The sequence below is a fragment of the Ruegeria sp. N10 genome, from assembly GCF_056531545.1.
Map to the genome: position 1 here is coordinate 17,302 of NZ_JBQFLY010000023.1, position 15,787 is coordinate 33,088.

Genomic DNA, 15,787 nt, shown 5'->3' on the forward strand with positions numbered 1-15,787 from the left:
GTAGATGCATATCGTTGACGGAGCCTTGTCCAACCCGGTTGTGATCGGCGGCGCCGTCGCTGCGGCGGGTGGAATTGCCATGGGCCTCAGGTCGCTGGATCTTGATCGCATCCCCACTGCGGGGGTGCTGTCAGCCAGCTTTTTCGTGGCATCGCTGATCCATGTTCCTATTGGTCCGTCGTCGGTGCACCTGATCCTCAACGGTATGGCCGGGCTTTTGCTGGGGTGGGCCGCATTCCCGGCCCTGTTCGTCGGGCTTTTGCTGCAAGCCGTCTTCTTTGGCTTTGGCGGGTTGACGGTATTGGGGATCAACACCCTGAACATCGCGTTGCCCGCGGTTCTGGCCGGACTGATCTTTAGCCGCCTGATCGCCCACGGCTCACCTCTGCAAGGTGCGATATGGGGCGGGGTCGGCGGTGCCTTTGCCATTGCCGCCACAACCGGCATGGTTGCGTTTTCACTGGCCTTGTCCGGGGATGCCTTCCTGCCTGCGGCCAAGCTTGTTTTCTTTGCACATATTCCTGTCATGGCGATTGAGGCGATCCTGACCGGGTTCGCGGTTTTGCTGGCGCGCAAGGTCAAGCCCGAGCTGTTTGTCAAACGAGCGGTCGCATGAGGTATCTGGCAATCATTCTGGCGCTGTGCTGTGCACCCCTACCTGCCTTGGCGCATAAGGTCATAGCCGGAGTGTTTAAATCCGGTGACGCCATCGAAGGCGAAATCGGCTTTTCCAACGGCGACATGGCAAGCGATACCGAGGTCATCGTCAACGGCCCGGACGGAGCCGAGCTGGGCCGTATCGTAACAGATGCAGACGGGTTTTTTATCTACACGCCAAACGCGCCGGTGGCCCATACATTCTTTGCAAACCTTGGTGCCGGACATGTGGCCGAGGTCACCATGCCCGCTGCGGATGTCGCCCGGATCATGGGCGTTGAAGCGGAACCTGATACCCCGCCAACAAACGCACCTGCCCAGACAGCGGCGGTGCTCAGCACTGAACAACAACAGGTCATTGCCAGGGCCGTGCGGGATGAGCTGCGCCCGCTGCGTCGGGAAATCGCGGCTTACCGCGAACAAAATGATCTGCAAACTGTTCTGGGTGGGATCGGATATATTGTCGGTCTGTTTGGTCTGGGCTTCTACTTTGCGGCACGCCGCAAGCTGGCGGCCTGATGGCGCATGTTCTGGGACAACAGGAAAGCACGCTGGTCAAAGCGGGCGCGCAGCGGCGCGGCGCGATCAACCCGCTTGATCCTAGGATGCGGATCGTTATGGCGGTTGTCTTCGCGGTGGTGACAGTGGCGGTGTCCTCGCTGACAGCGCTGTGCGCGGCTCTGGCGGTGTCCCTTTCGCTTCTTGCCGCGTCGCGTCTGCCCTGGCGGAAAACGTTGAAACGCATGGCCATGATGGATGGGTTCATCCTTTTCATGCTGGTGCTGTTGCCATTCTCCATGCCCGGCGACCCGATGTTCACGCTCTGGGGGTTTCCCGCAAGCTGGCAGGGTTTCTGGAAAGCGGTCGAGATCGCCTTGACGGCCAACGCGGTCATCCTGTCCCTGATGGTGCTGGTCGGCACGATGGAGCCGGTCACGCTTGGCCACGCCCTGCACCGCCTGCGCTGCCCCGAAAAGCTGGTTCACCTTCTGATGTTCACCATCCGATATATCGAGGTTCTGCGGGAAGAATACCTGCGCCTGCGCGCGGCCATGAAGGTACGCGGTTTTCGCCCGGCAACAAACTGGCACACCTATCGTAGTTTTGGCTATCTCGTGGGCATGATGCTGGTGCGCGCGATCGAAAGATCCGAACGCATACTTGATGCGATGAAATGCCGGGGGTTTTCAGGCCGTATGCTGCTGCTTCAGGACTTTGCCCTGACCCGAAGGGACATCGTTTTTGCCGCAGGTCTTGGTGCCCTTTGCGCGGGTCTGATCATACTGGATTTGGCATGACACTGATTGCGCTTGAAGATATCTGCTTTGCCTACCCTGGTCAGCCACCCGTTCTGGACGGTGCCAGCCTCAGCCTGTCCGCTGGTCAACGCCTGTCGCTGACGGGTCCGAACGGGGCGGGAAAATCGACCTTGCTGCGCATCACGCTTGGCTTGCAGCGCCCACGGTCCGGCACGGTCACGATCTTTGGTCAGCAAAGGGTGCAAGAGGCCGATTTTCACGACGTACGCCGCCGGGTGGGGCTTGTGTTTCAGGATGCGGATGATCAACTGTTCTGCCCGACCGTCGCCGAGGATATCGCCTTTGGCCCGCTCAACCTGGGCAGAACGCGCGACGAAGCGCTTGCTATCGTTGAAAACGTATTGAGTGATCTGGACCTGATGCATCTGAAGAACCGCATCACCCACAAATTGTCAGGGGGTGAAAAACGGCTGGTTACGCTGGCGACCGTTCTGGCGATGGAGCCCGAGGTTCTGCTGCTTGATGAACCCACCAACGCGCTGGACCCACGGAACGAGGCCCGGCTGCTGGAAATCCTCCGGGAATTGCCGCAAGCGATCCTTCTTGTCAGCCATTCCCCGGCCTTCCGTGCTGAACTGGCACCGGATGCGCTGGATTTGCGAGACGGAAAACTGGTTGCTGTCTGACAGGACCAATCCGGGTTCAGCCCTGCCGCTTCCGGCTCATAAGCCCATATCTGACCGCCCATGCCCGAAACGACAGACGTCTGCGCCGGTCCTGTTTCACCGGGTGTTTCGACGGCGCGCCACCTTTTCGGTTGAACTCGAAAACGTCGATGATGCGCTCGGCGCAACCGCAGGCTTCGCCCATGCCAACTTTGGCAAAGTAGAATTTTTCGAAACGTTCCGGGTTTTGCATGGCGCCCCTCCTGTTCAAGCGTAGCCGCAAAAGCCTAGTGCCGCCAAATCACTTTGCTGCGGCCACAGGGGGCTGCTATGGCGCGGCGAAGGCGCTTCCCGTCCAGACATTGTCCAGTTGATTGAAAACCGGCGAGGTGATGAGCATCTCGGCAGGGTACAGCAATTGCAGCTCATCCGCGAACCGCGTGACGCCGGGTACAAGCCCGGTGATGTTCTGCCACGCGGCCCAGCTGCCGGGATCGGACAGGCTGTTGGGATTGCCGGGATCAGCGGCCTGGTGCCAACCGGCCGCATTCAGGATCGGTGAAAGGGCAAAGCGCGCATCGTTGCTGTCAACCTCGGAACAGGCAGCAGCATCGCATTCCCAGCTTGTCCAGTCTGCCGCCGCGATGGTCCCGGCAATCGGGGCGGCGGCGTCGATGACCCGTGCCAGAACCTCGAACCCGCCACCCGCAGTCGGACGGCTGAGCGACAGGGGGTCGGTGGCCACGGCATGCAGCGCCGCAGTCGGTGCCAGGCTGAGGGTTCGACCGATCAAAGCCAGCTGTGCGATGCCGTCGGTCACGGGGCCTGATCCGGCGGCCGGAAGGACCCTGACAGGTGTCAGGATCGGCACCGCACCGCCACGTATCGCGATCTCCTGCAACGCATTGTCGAAGGCCGGAACGAAATCACTGCGGATCGTGTAGCTCAGCGGAAAACTGGCCTGCTGCGGACCTACGGGCCTTGCACCGTCGCGAGTGATGAAAGACATCGGCGGAACGGCACCCGGCTGCGGCAGCGAAATCTGCGGTCCCGCGATACCCAAAGCGGCCGCGATCATGCGTGCGCGCTGTTCGGCCTCACCATACTCGCTCAGCAGATTGATATAGCCGCCGATCTCAGTGATGTTGCGCGGCGCAGGGATGCGCGAAGGGGCAATATCGCCCGCAATGGCCAGCCTATGGGCAATCACCTCACGGGCACGCTGGATCGCTGGAGAGTTGGTCGTTTCAAGGATATTGATGATCGCCTCGGCAAGGCTTTCATCAATTCCCGGTTTGTCCGTCACATTTGTGCTCGTGTCACTCATTGTCGTCCTCCGCAGGGGCGTTCAGGCCATTGAGGAAATCCAGCACCGACTGGCTGCCGGCCTTGGTCGCGCTGCCGTCATCAGCATCCGCATTTGCCTTGGTGAAGGCCCCGAAAAGCTTGGCCAGAAGCAGCGTGTTGGACGGGTTGGCCAAAGCCGTAGCCCCGCCGGGGAAATCCTTGAACAGGTTTTGAACGAAACCGGCCCGGTTGCCATCCGGTTGCCCACCGATCAGCGCGGAAACACCCGAAGCGTTCTTGGCGATATCCTCAAACCCCTTGATCTTGGCGGCATTGCTGGCGTCGAATGCCTTCTTGTCAGCGGCGGCCTTCTTGGCCTCTTCCTCTTTGCGGGCGGCAGCGATTTCCTGACCTTTACCCGCAAGTTCCGTGGCCTTTCCAACCAGCTCCTTGGTCAGATCCGTCGCCGTGTCGATGGCCTTGTCCCGACCGGCGGCGACCGATTGCGTTTCAAGCGCCAGTTGCGCCTGCAACTCCTTCAGGCCTGTCAGATCAGTTCCCGCCCGCGCAAGATCGGGCGCAGCCTTGAGGATTTCGGCCAGTTGCGACGTGGGCACAGCCTGGCCGGTGCCAATGTCGCCCCCTGCAATGGTCAGCGTGTTCGAAGGCTGGTTGTTCGGCAGGTCTGACGGCGCACGGGTACCAAAGATGGCGTCACTGTCAGCAGGCAGGACCGGTGCGTCGCCAACCGGCGGCGGTGTCGGGCTGTCCTGCCAGTTCCAGAAGCGGCGATGGTCGATCATCTCGCAGGAATTGCAGCGGCCCAATACAGCCTCGCCCAACAGGCCCCTGGTCGGCAGCGAGATCGTGCGGCGCGGTGGTCGGAAGTCTTCGCGATGGAAGGCCAGAAGACTGTCCTGAATGTCACCGGTCCGCATCTCCATCCGGTCGGCCAGATCGGGCGGGATCGAGAAGGGCATGATCATGGCATTGCCATAGAACCCCAACACCTTGTTCTGGACGGTGCTGAGCAGCGATATCTCGCTTGAGGCATCGTCCAGCCCGCCTTCCGGTACCCCGATGGTGAAACGCTCCAGCAGGATCGCACGTTCTTCGTCCGTCATGCTGGCCCAGATCACGCGGGAATAGCGAACGGTGTTGGCTACAACATGCTGGTACATTTCTTCGATGCGGCGCAGATCCCGGCGTGACAGAACGTCCGGCACTTCCTGCACGGAATAGGGCAGGGTGGCAGGCAACGCCTGGAACGTATTGTCATCAACAACGGTCTGGGCGTTTTCGTTCATACGCGCCTCAAACTCGCTGATCATGGGCGGTCCTACCAGATCGTCAAAGTCCGAGCCCGAGATCGTGGTGCGAAGGCTGCGGTTGATATTGCGGGTGGCCCGATCCAGATCGTCGGCATCTTCCAGATTGGCCAGATGTTCCCAGATGTTGAAAATATTGATGGGATCAGGACCGGTGTAGAACGAGTAGGCAAACGAACCCGTCCGCCTGCGCAGCTCGACACGCGCGATATCCGACCGCTCGACCGAACGGGGCAAAGCCACAGACCCGGTATAGGTCCGGCGCTTGGTCGGATCACGTCGCGCATCAGCCAGCCGGACAAGCAGGTTCTCGCGGGTTTCCGCTGGCAGGTCATGCAGGTTGTCGATGTCTATCGGCGATCCGGTCAGCGGCACAGGTCCGACCCGGTCGCCATCCTGCGTGAAGATTACGGCTGAAATGTCATCATTGGGCATGAACGTGCCCTGCGCCTCGAAACTGACGATGTCCTGTGCGACACCGGGCGCGTTCTGCGGTGTTGCGTCCTTGTCCGCATAAAACTCTTCCAGAAGCTTCAGGGCGCTGCGGAATCTGCGGCGGTTTCGGAACACGCGCCGGAACACTTCTGCATGGCGCAGGATGACCTTGTACCGGCTCAGCAATCCGGACCGGGTGACATTGCCCGGCAACTGGTCACCTTGCCCCAGACGGCGGAAGCGGATGAGTTGCATCGGCACAAAGACCACCAACTGCACGCCCTCGATACGCGTTTCCAAGGAAAAGTCGCGCAGGACTTCGAACCATTGCATGGTCATTGCGTGGCAATGATTGCGGTTGGCCACGAATTTCGTTGTGGCCGTTCGCCGATCCGTCGCAGTTGCAGTGCGCACACTGGTCCGTGCCGAGTTGCGCTTGACCGAAGCCGCCCGTTCAAGCGCGGCAGAGAATGTCTCATGCGTGTCGGACAGAAAATCGCGCGATGTGTTCTGCGTGTTGGACGAATTGCCGGAAGAATTCGAACTGGACCGTGCGCCGCTGAAGCCCACGCCGCCGACTATGGCCCCGATGCCTCCGAACAGGCCGCCACCAACGCCACCTGCGCCCCCGAAGCTCTTTGAAAAAGCGCGGGTCGAAAACGAAGACGTACCCTGAATTACCTCATCCAGCGCGCTTTCAAACGTACTGTCAAAGGACGTGTCGCGGGCTTCCTCGAATTCCTGTTGTTCTTCAAATGTCAGGCTCTCTCGTTCACGTACGCTCAGTGTTTCGCGCTGTTCCGACACGACAATCCGCTGCTCTTCTCCGGGGGCAAGCGGTAGGGAATAGACCAGCCGACCCAAAGACATGCCAGCGTGGACAGCCGTCGACCGCATCTTGGCAATATACCCAAGCGCAAGGCTCGACGCTTTGGGCACATCCTGAGGCCGTTCCTCAAGATCTTCAAAGAAGTCTTCAATATCAATGGGTTCGTCAATCGGAATCCGGTCTCGAAAATCCCAATCACCCCCGTCATTGTTAAACGCCGCCAGAAGCGTTTCGGCTGACAGATTGGCCTGAGCAAAGGCTGTGCCCGGGATAGTCGTCACAAAGCGGCCCCCACCTATGGGGCGCGTTCGAACGATATTCTTGGGCCCGACGAGGGGATCAATCAGCCGGTACAAAACCGAATAGCGCCGCCGTGAAACCGTGCCGCCTTCGGTTCGGTACTCCGACGCGCAATCGCCCTCGCCCAGCACGATAGGGGCCTGCGAACCGGTGAAATCGGATATGTTTTCTTCAGCATCCTCGGGATCCACAGGCAAGATATCGGCCAGCTCGCCGACGATCGAACGCTGCAAAGGCAGGAGCGTGCGATCCAGCACCACAAGGCCCATTTCGCCGTCCAGCGCGTCAACGCGCGGCACGGCTTCTGTCAGGGTGGTGTTTTGACCCCTGATCCGCAACCGCAGGCCGTTCTGTGGCAGGCGAAGATTGGGCAGATCAAGCGAGAAGATCCCGCGCGCGTCCGTGACGGCGGCTTTGACAGCCCACGAGAAATCCGCGTTGTCGATCCCTTCATTGGCGTTAAAGGTGGGGCGCAGGACCTCGACGATCACACGTTCGGCAGGGGTCCCGTCCGGGTTGATCAGTTCCCCCCGCAGTTTCGGGGCAAGGGTGTGAACGACCGCCCCCAGAAAGCCTCCGGCCAGATCTTCGCGAATGGTTGCAAGCTGGCGAAAAACCGCGCCTGTCGACTGAACACGCCGGTCGACCAGATCGTTGATCACTTCTGTGGACAGCTCAATTCCGACGCCACGGCGCAATGCCTTGAGCTTTTCCGCCTCAACCCGCTTCAGATCTTCAACAGCTTGCGCACCAGCCGCGACAGTGCCGGAAATTTCCGCTGATATCGATGGGTTTGGCCGAAGATTTGGTAGGGACAGCGTTATGCGCGGGGGCTCACTGCTGGAGTCGGACATGAACGTCACCTCTCGAGAAAGAGCTGAAAAAACGAGATGTCAGAAAAATAAGTCAAATCATTAAAGGTGACCCAAGGTAACATGTCTGGGGGATTCGCGGAAGCAACGCAGGGTTGTACCCGCTGCAACGCGCGGCAAAGCGCTCAGGGCAAGCGTAGTGTCTCTTGCCGCTGACGGTATCCAGAATTAGTCAGGGCCAGAGGAAAAACCTGTCGGGAAACACCAGAACCCAGATCGCCTTTGGTCTAGTTTCGCGACTGCTGAGAGGAATAGAAATACGCAATGGCCTGCGTGCGGTTTTTGACACTCAGCTTTTCATAGATGTTGGACAGGTGGAACTTGACCGTGTTGGTCGAAATCTGAAGTTCCTTTGACAAATCCCGGTTCGACATTCCCTGCGCCAGCGCCTCCAGAATTGCGCGTTCTTTACGCGATAGGCTCTGGATCGGGTCCTGTTGCATTTTCCGGATATCTACGAACGGGAACACCATCTTACCCGCCGCGACTTTGGCGCAGGTTTCCAGCAGGCCCTCAACCTCGCCCGTGCGGGCGGCAAATCCAGCCGCACCCGCCTGCATCGCCAATCGCGGGACATCGCCGCCAGTGTCGCCATAAACGACAAAGCGCGGGGCGTTGGGCTGATCGCGCAGAACCTCGATCAGTTTGGCGGCCCCCAAAACCGGAAGCGTCCAGTCGACGACACCAACCTGAACGGGAACCCGCATCACCGTTCCTAGAAACCCTTCGGCCGTTGCTGACGTGGCCATCAGCGAGAATCGGGGGTCCCGCTCGAATATCTCGGACATGGCCGACAGAACCAGCGGGTTGCCGTCCGCCAGCATGATGTCGATGGGTTTGCTCGGTGTCTCAACCATATGATTTTGCCCCGAATTCGGAAAAACCTACCCATAAGGATAGGGTGCTTCTTTGTATACCTTCGTATTTTTACCAAAACGGGTAGGTATTGCCCCATCCTATTGGCCATCCAAAAGCAGTAGTAAGTTACGTTGCGTCATAAGGCAAGCTCGCGTTTCCTGCTCGGTAACTTGACACGACGGGCCGCAATGCCCGGCCAACAGCCGAGGATGCCAGACCATGACTTTTCAGATTTTCCCTCCGCTCGAAATCCCCCAAACCCTCGCTGCGGGGCCGGGGCCGGGTAACACGGATGCCCGCGTCCTCAAGGCCTTTGCCAATGCAGGCGTTGCCGATCACATGCAGGGGGACGTCCTTAGGGGGATGGTCGAATGCAAGCACATGCTGCGGAAAATCTGGGGCACCCAAAACGCCTATACCTTTGCTGTTGCCGGCACCGGTTGGAGCGCCCTGGACACCATGTTTTCGGCTGTCATGCCTGGCGACAAGGTCGTAGCTTTTGCCAACGGCACATTCTCGGGGATCGACGCGCTGACCCTGCGGATCAAGGCGGCGACGCCCGAAGAACATGCAGCCAACCCGATGGCGCCTCAGGCCGCCAGCGTCACCGTGATCGAGGTTCCGCACGGCCAGCCGGTCACCGGTGATCTAGTCGAGGCGACGCTGGCGCAGCACAAACCGAAATGGGCTTTCATGGCGCATTGGGAAACCGGATCGGGTCGCATCAACGACCTGCGCGGATTTTCCGACGTGTGCGAACGTCATGGCGTGATGGGTCTGATCGATGCGGTGTCGTCTCTGGGCGTCGATGACTTCTCGATAGACGATTTTCCGGGCATCGCTGGATGGGCGTCCTGCCCGCAGAAAGGTCTATGCTGCCTGCCGCTAACCTATGCCCCTGTCAGCTTTACCGACGCCTATATCGCATCACTCAGAACCACCGGTGCCTATACCTATGTGCACAATCCCATCTTTGAAGCCCGCCATTGGGGCATTGTTGATGGGCAGGATGTCGAAAAGGGCACCTATCACCGCACCCATTCAGGCTACGCCGTTGCGGCCTTCCATGAATCCCTGCGCCTGACTCTTCAGGAAGGTCTGGCCAAGCGGTCCGCATCGTACAAGACGCATGAGAAGGTTCTGCGCGACGCTGTTACTGAAATGGGCTGCGAGGTCACCTCCGACATGCCCAGCCTGATTGTGCTGAACCTGCCCCCGGAACTGGCTGGCCGCGAGATGGAGCTGGTCCAGAACTGCCGTGCGCGCGGGTTTGGCATCTGGCCGACGCTCAGCGCACCCGTGCAGGTGCGCATCGGCATCCTCAACCAATTGAACCGCGACGCCGTCAGCCGGATCGTGCGCCTGTTCGCCGAAGCCATCCGAGAGCTGGGCGGAACGGTCGACCAAAACGCAATCGAAGACCTGCTGGAAAGCCGTTACGGCACCTCAATCGCTGCATAAACAGGAGCGGATCAGATGGATATTCACGAATATCAGGCAAAGGAAATTCTTTCGAATTTCGGTGTCGCCATACCATCCGGCGCACTGGCCTACAGTCCGGAGCAAGCGGCCTATCGGGCGCGTGAGCTGGGCGGTGACAGATGGATCGTCAAGGCGCAGGTCCATGCAGGCGGTCGCGGCAAGGCCGGAGGGGTCAAGCTGTGCAACACCGAGAACGAAATCTATCAGGCCTGCGATGATCTGTTTGGCCGCAAGCTGGTCACGCATCAGACCGGCCCCGAAGGCAAAGGCATCTATCGCGTCTATGTCGAAGCCGCGGTGCCGATTGACCGCGAGATTTATTTGGGTTTAGTCCTCGATCGGTCAAGCCAAAGGGTGATGATCGTGGCCTCGTCCGAGGGCGGGATGGAGATCGAGGATATCTCGGCTGACCGCCCGGAAAGTATCGTCCGCTCCATCGTGGAACCGGCGGTTGGGCTTCAGGAATTTCAGGCGCGCGAGATCGCATTCAACCTAGGGCTTGAGCCCAGGCTGATCCAGCAAATGGTGCGTACGCTACAGGGCTGCTATGCCGCTTTTAGCGAGCTTGACGCGACAATGGTCGAGATCAATCCGTTGGTCATCACGGGTGACGACCGGGTGCTGGCGCTTGACGCCAAGATGAGCTTTGACGACAACGCCCTGTTCCGCCATCCACAAATCTCTGAACTGCGTGACAAAAGCCAGGAAGACCCGCGCGAAAGCCGCGCGGCCGACCGCGGACTGTCTTATGTCGGGCTGGACGGAAATATCGGCTGCATCGTCAACGGTGCCGGTCTGGCGATGGCCACGATGGACACGATCAAGCTGGCCGGTGGCGAGCCTGCAAACTTCCTTGACATCGGGGGCGGGGCTTCGCCCGAACGTGTGGCCAAGGCGTTTCGTCTGGTCCTGTCGGACGACAATGTTCAGGCCATTCTGGTCAACATCTTCGCCGGTATCAACCGCTGCGACTGGGTGGCCGAAGGCGTCGTTCAGGCGCTGCGGGAACTTGACATCGACCTGCCGGTCGTCGTGCGGCTGGCTGGGACAAATGTCGAAGAGGGTCAGAAGATTCTGGCCAAGTCCGGCCTGCCGATCATTCGCGCCACAACGCTGATGGAGGCGGCAGAACGCGCTGTTGGCGCATGGAAAAACGACCTTACTCAAGGCACCAAGATGAGGGCTGTGAAATGAGCATTCTTCTCGACCGTGACTCGCGCGTCATCGTGCAGGGCATTACCGGCCGCATGGCCCGGTTCCATACCAAGGACATGTTGAACTATGGCACCAATGTCGTGGGCGGTGTCGTACCCGGCAAAGGCGGCGAAACCGTCGAAGGTGTTCCGGTCTTTGACACCGTCAAACAGGCTGTCGAGGCGACCGGCGCGGATGCCAGCCTTGTTTTTGTGCCCCCGCCATTTGCGGCTGATTCAATCATGGAAGCCGCAGATGCCGGTATCCGCTACTGCGTCTGCATCACCGACGGGATTCCGGCGCAGGACATGATCCGGGTGAAACGGTACATGTACCGCTATCCGAAAGAGAAACGCATGGTGCTGACCGGGCCGAACTGTGCCGGTACGATCTCGCCCGGAAAGGCGCTGCTGGGCATCATGCCGGGTCACATCTATCTGCCCGGCCATGTCGGCATCATCGGCCGCTCGGGCACGCTGGGCTATGAGGCTGCGGCGCAGCTGAAAGAACGCGGCATCGGTGTCTCGACCAGTGTCGGGATTGGTGGCGACCCGATCAACGGGTCATCCTTCAAGGACATCCTGCAGCGGTTCGAAGAGGACGAGGACACCCATGTCATCGCCATGATCGGCGAGATCGGCGGCCCACAGGAAGCTGAGGCTGCCGAATACATCCGCGACCACATCACCAAGCCGGTGATTGCCTATGTCGCGGGTCTGACCGCTCCGAAGGGCCGCACCATGGGCCACGCGGGTGCGATCATCTCGGCCTTTGGCGAAAGCGCCAGCGAAAAGGTCGAGATCCTGTCTGCCGCCGGGGTGACCGTTGCCGAAAACCCCGCGGTGATCGGTGAAACAATTGCCCGTGTGATGGAGGCCGCGTGATGGTCAAACCCTCGGTTCTTGTGACCCGTCGCTGGCCTGCCGCCGTCGAGGCGCAGCTGGCCGAGACCTATAATGCCGTTCTGAACACCGGGGACAAACCCATGTCCCCGGCCGAAATCCGGCAAGCCTTGAAAACTTATGACGCGGTGCTGCCAACTGTAACGGACACACTGAGCGCCGAGGCAATGGATGTCCCTGGTGCACAGACAAAGATCCTTGCCAATTACGGTGTAGGATACAGCCACATCTGTGAACCTTCGGCGCGTGAGCTGGGCATGACCGTGACGAACACGCCCGATGTTCTGTCCGAATGCACCGCCGACATCGCCATGACCCTGCTGCTGATGGTGGCCCGGCGCGCGGGCGAGGGTGAGCGCGAGCTTCGGTCCGGCAACTGGACCGGATGGCGGCCCACGCATCTGGTTGGAACCAAGGTCAGCGGCAAAACGCTGGGCATCATCGGCTATGGCCGCATCGGGCAAGAGATGGCCCGCCGTGCGCATCATGGCTTCGGCATGGACATCCTCGTCTACAACCGCAGTCAGATAGCGCCGGATGTGCTGGCCAGGTGCAATGCAACGCAGGTGGCCTCGATTGACGACTTGCTGCCGCAATGCGACTTCGTTTCGCTGCATTGCCCCGGCGGGGCTGAAAACCGGCATCTGATCAACGCGCGCAGACTGGGCCTGATGAAGCCCGACGCCTTTCTGATCAACACCGCGCGCGGTGAGGTGATCGACGAATGGGCGCTGATCCAGGCCCTGATGTTCGAGATGATCGGCGGGGCCGCGCTGGACGTGTTCGATGGTGAACCCCGTATCAGCCCGGACCTGCTGCAATGCGACAACCTCGTGATGCTGCCACATCTGGGCAGCGCCACCCGCGAAGCGCGCGAGGCGATGGGGTTTCGGGTTCTCGATAACCTGAATGATTTCTTTGAAGGCCGCGAACCCCGGGACCGCGTGATCTGATGCAAGCGCTGGCCCCGAATATTCAGTCCACCCCCAACCCCTCGAGCTATGCCGAAGGGTTGCGCTCGGAATTGCGGGCGTTGTGGCGGAACATATTGCTGAAACGGGCGCCACATGTGGCGGCATGGGCCGAGGCCACGCCGCTGCAAGCCATTCCCACGGGACCCGAAGCAACGCCGTATTTGCAGGCCCTTTCGATCTGGTTCCAACTGTTGTGCATCATCGATGAAAACGCCGAGGTTCGGGACCGTCGATTGACCGAAACCCAAAACGGCGCAGAAGCGGTAGAAGGCGGTTTTGCCGAAGCCCTGACGGACTTGTCCCTGACCTATAGCCAGGTTGAAAAGCTGACCGCTGACCTGTGTGCCGGTCCCACTCTGACCGCGCATCCGACCGAAGCCAAGCGGGTTACGGTTCTGGAAATTCACCGGCGTATCTACCGCAACCTCGTCAGTCTTGAAACGCAACGCTGGACCCCGACAGAACACGCCGAATTGCTGAATGGTCTGGAAGGAGAGATTGATCTCTTGTGGCTGACCGGCGAACTCCGCCTGTCGCGCCCAAGCCTGCACGACGAGATCGAATGGGGGTTGCAGTTCTTCCGCGATGCAATCTTTGACGCCGTGCCGCAGGTTATGGGCCGGTTCGATCAGGCCTGCCTGCAAGTGCTGGGCCGTACGCTGAGCGATACACCCGATATCCGCTTTCACAGCTGGATCGGCGGCGACCGGGATGGCAACCCGAATGTCACGACCGAGATGACCGCATTGGCGCTGAAACGCGGACGCGAAACAGTTCTGGACCTATATCGCCAGGCACTTGAACGTGCTGCAAGCAGGTTGAGCATCAGCGCGCTGATATTGCCTTTACCTGAACCTGTCAGGACGCAAGTACAAGCGATAGTTGACCGGGCTCCGGTCGCCGGACGCAATCGGAATGAACCGTTCCGGCAAGCACTCAACGCCATTCGCTATCGGCTGACAAACAGCGGCTATGATCACATCTCGCAATTCGTGGGCGATCTCGACACGCTTGATACCGCTTTATGTTCGGTCAACGCGGATATTCTGGCGCGGCAGCACATCCGTCCGCTGCGCCGGGCCGCTTCGGTTTTCGGGTTTCGGACCACAACGCTGGACATCCGCCAGAATTCGACCGTCACAACCGACGTTCTGGCCGAAATCTGGTCGCATAGCGGAAAGGTGCCGATTTACGGCACAGCCGAATGGTCTGCCCGCTTGCGAACCGAACTGGCCGATCAGAACCTGCCTTATCAAGACCGCGATGCGTTAAGCGATCAGGCGCGGGAACTGCTTGCTCTTCTGGCTCTGGTCCATGGTGTGCGATCGGGACCGGACCCCAAGGCAATAGGGCCCTTCATCCTGTCCATGACCCGTTCGGCCGACGACATTCTCGGCATCTACCTATTGGCCCGCTATGCCGGGTTTGGCTCCGAAACTCTGGATCTTTCGGTAGTCCCATTGTTCGAGACAATTGCCGATTTGCGAAATGCCCCATCGATCCTGCTGGACGTTCTGGCTGTCCCGCTTGCCCGTCGCAGCCTCAAAACCGACGGTCGGGTAATCGAGGTGATGCTGGGATATTCGGACAGCGGCAAGGACGGGGGCTATTTCTGCTCAACATGGGAGTTGGAGCGCGCCCAACGCCGGATCGTCTCGGCGCTGGCCTCGCAAGGTTTCAAGGCCACGTTTTTCCATGGTCGCGGCGGCTCGGTCAGCCGGGGTGGTGCACCGACCGGGCGTGCCATTGCCGCGCAGCCCAGCGGAACAGTTGCCGGGCGGCTGCGCGTGACCGAACAGGGCGAGGTGGTTTCGGCCAAATATGCCAACCGGGGCACGGCTGCGGCGCATCTGGAGTTGTTGCTGTCAAGCACGATGCGCCATACGGCGACCCCTGACGAGGCGCCTTCACGGCCTGAATTTGATGACGCATTGGATGCTTTGTCAGAGTTGTCACAGACAGCCTATGTCTCGCTTTTGCAGATGCCGGGTTTTCTGGACTATTTCCAGCAGGCGAGCCCCGTCCAAGAACTTGCCCGCCTGAAAATGGGGTCCCGCCCGACTCGCCGGTTCGGCGCGGCCAGTCTGGATGACCTGCGGGCCATTCCGTGGGTCTTTGCGTGGTCGCAGAACCGCCACCTGATCACCGGCTGGTACGGGTTCGGCACCGCCATGGCCAGTTTTCGCAAGTTTCGCGGCGCGCGCGGTGATGACGTGTTGCACGACATGTTTCGACACTCCCGCCTGTTCCGCCTTGCCGTCGATGAGATGGAAAAATCGCTCTATCAGACGGATATGGAAATCGCAGCGCAGTATGGCGAGTTGGTCTCTGATATCGAGATCCGTCAACGTGTATCGCAGGTGATCAAGGCGGAACACGATAGTGCCTGCAAAGCGATCCGGTTTCTGACCGGTGGTCAGGTCATCGGCCATCGCTTTCCCCGCCTTTGCGAGAGGTTTGACCGCAAACAGGCCGAATTGGCCCGCATTCATGCTCTTCAGGTCGAACTGCTGCAACACGCCCGCAACGAACCGCAGGCAGGGTCAGTTCCCGTGCCCCTGCTGCAATCCATGAACGCCATTTCCGCTGGTCTTGGCTGGACCGGCTAACCATTTTCAGGAGATCAAAACTGTGAACGCCCCGCATCGAACAAACGGATTTTTCACCCAGTCCTTGTCGGACCGCGATCCTGAGCTTTTTGGCTCGATCCGGTCTGAGCTGGGTCGTCAGCGCGACGAGATCGAG

General features: G+C 60.0%; 13 protein-coding genes. 9 read left to right on the forward strand and 4 right to left on the reverse strand.

The window, feature by feature from the left end; all coding sequences use genetic code 11:
• Positions 1 to 4: 4 nt before the first annotated feature.
• Genes cbiM through ACR0JI_RS19845 form a run of 4 tightly spaced genes read left to right on the forward strand, consistent with a single transcriptional unit; the run spans position 5 to position 2,602 of the window.
• The gene (gene cbiM, locus ACR0JI_RS19830) at positions 5 to 616 is read left to right on the forward strand and encodes a cobalt transporter CbiM (RefSeq protein WP_480496183.1); all 612 of its coding nucleotides are present in this window, start codon (positions 5 to 7) and stop codon (positions 614 to 616) included.
• Entirely contained in the window at positions 613 to 1,176 is a 564-nt protein-coding gene (locus ACR0JI_RS19835) for a cobalt ABC transporter permease (RefSeq protein WP_480496185.1), read from the forward strand. The genes cbiM and ACR0JI_RS19835 overlap by 4 nt, the downstream gene beginning before the upstream one ends.
• A complete protein-coding gene (cbiQ, locus tag ACR0JI_RS19840; RefSeq protein WP_480496187.1) occupies positions 1,176 to 1,955 on the forward strand; it encodes a cobalt ECF transporter T component CbiQ in 780 nt (259 codons plus the stop codon). Before ACR0JI_RS19835 ends, cbiQ begins: the two co-directional genes overlap by 1 nt.
• Positions 1,952 to 2,602: an energy-coupling factor ABC transporter ATP-binding protein gene (locus ACR0JI_RS19845; protein WP_480484875.1), complete on the forward strand. Its 651-nt coding sequence runs from the start codon at positions 1,952 to 1,954 to the stop codon at positions 2,600 to 2,602. Before cbiQ ends, ACR0JI_RS19845 begins: the two co-directional genes overlap by 4 nt.
• Positions 2,603 to 2,618: 16 nt before the next feature.
• On the opposite strand, the gene ACR0JI_RS19850 is transcribed toward ACR0JI_RS19845, so the two are convergent.
• The 4 genes from ACR0JI_RS19850 to ACR0JI_RS19865 form a co-directional block, all read right to left on the reverse strand.
• Positions 2,619 to 2,834, reverse strand: a complete 216-nt coding sequence (locus tag ACR0JI_RS19850) for a hypothetical protein (RefSeq protein ID WP_480496189.1) — start codon at positions 2,832 to 2,834, stop codon at positions 2,619 to 2,621.
• A gap of 75 nt (positions 2,835 to 2,909) precedes the next feature.
• Positions 2,910 to 3,908 carry a hypothetical protein gene (locus tag ACR0JI_RS19855; RefSeq protein WP_480496191.1) on the reverse strand — a complete coding sequence of 333 codons (999 nt, stop codon included), beginning with the start codon at positions 3,906 to 3,908 and terminating at the stop codon, positions 2,910 to 2,912.
• Positions 3,901 to 7,614 (reverse strand): hypothetical protein, encoded by a 3,714-nt coding sequence (locus ACR0JI_RS19860; RefSeq protein WP_480496193.1) that lies wholly within the window; start codon positions 7,612 to 7,614, stop codon positions 3,901 to 3,903. Before ACR0JI_RS19860 ends, ACR0JI_RS19855 begins: the two co-directional genes overlap by 8 nt.
• A 245-nt stretch (positions 7,615 to 7,859) precedes the next feature.
• Positions 7,860 to 8,489, reverse strand: a complete 630-nt coding sequence (locus tag ACR0JI_RS19865) for a response regulator transcription factor (RefSeq protein WP_480496195.1) — start codon at positions 8,487 to 8,489, stop codon at positions 7,860 to 7,862.
• Positions 8,490 to 8,709: 220 nt separating this feature from the next.
• On the opposite strand from ACR0JI_RS19865, the gene ACR0JI_RS19870 reads away from it, so the two are divergent.
• From ACR0JI_RS19870 to ACR0JI_RS19890, 5 genes are read left to right on the forward strand one after another with little or no spacing between them, the layout of a single operon-like run.
• Entirely contained in the window at positions 8,710 to 9,951 is a 1,242-nt protein-coding gene (locus ACR0JI_RS19870) for a pyridoxal-phosphate-dependent aminotransferase family protein (RefSeq protein WP_480496197.1), read from the forward strand.
• A 15-nt stretch (positions 9,952 to 9,966) separates the two neighbouring features.
• Complete coding sequence (locus ACR0JI_RS19875; protein WP_480496199.1) at positions 9,967 to 11,166, forward strand: malate--CoA ligase subunit beta; 1,200 nt, start codon at positions 9,967 to 9,969, stop codon at positions 11,164 to 11,166.
• Complete coding sequence (sucD, locus tag ACR0JI_RS19880; protein WP_209508187.1) at positions 11,163 to 12,050, forward strand: succinate--CoA ligase subunit alpha; 888 nt, start codon at positions 11,163 to 11,165, stop codon at positions 12,048 to 12,050. Before ACR0JI_RS19875 ends, sucD begins: the two co-directional genes overlap by 4 nt.
• A complete protein-coding gene (locus tag ACR0JI_RS19885; protein WP_480489218.1) occupies positions 12,050 to 13,021 on the forward strand; it encodes a 2-hydroxyacid dehydrogenase in 972 nt (323 codons plus the stop codon). The genes sucD and ACR0JI_RS19885 overlap by 1 nt, the downstream gene beginning before the upstream one ends.
• A complete protein-coding gene (locus ACR0JI_RS19890; RefSeq protein WP_480496201.1) occupies positions 13,021 to 15,651 on the forward strand; it encodes a phosphoenolpyruvate carboxylase in 2,631 nt (876 codons plus the stop codon). The genes ACR0JI_RS19885 and ACR0JI_RS19890 overlap by 1 nt, the downstream gene beginning before the upstream one ends.
• The last annotated feature ends 136 nt before the right edge of the window (positions 15,652 to 15,787 follow it).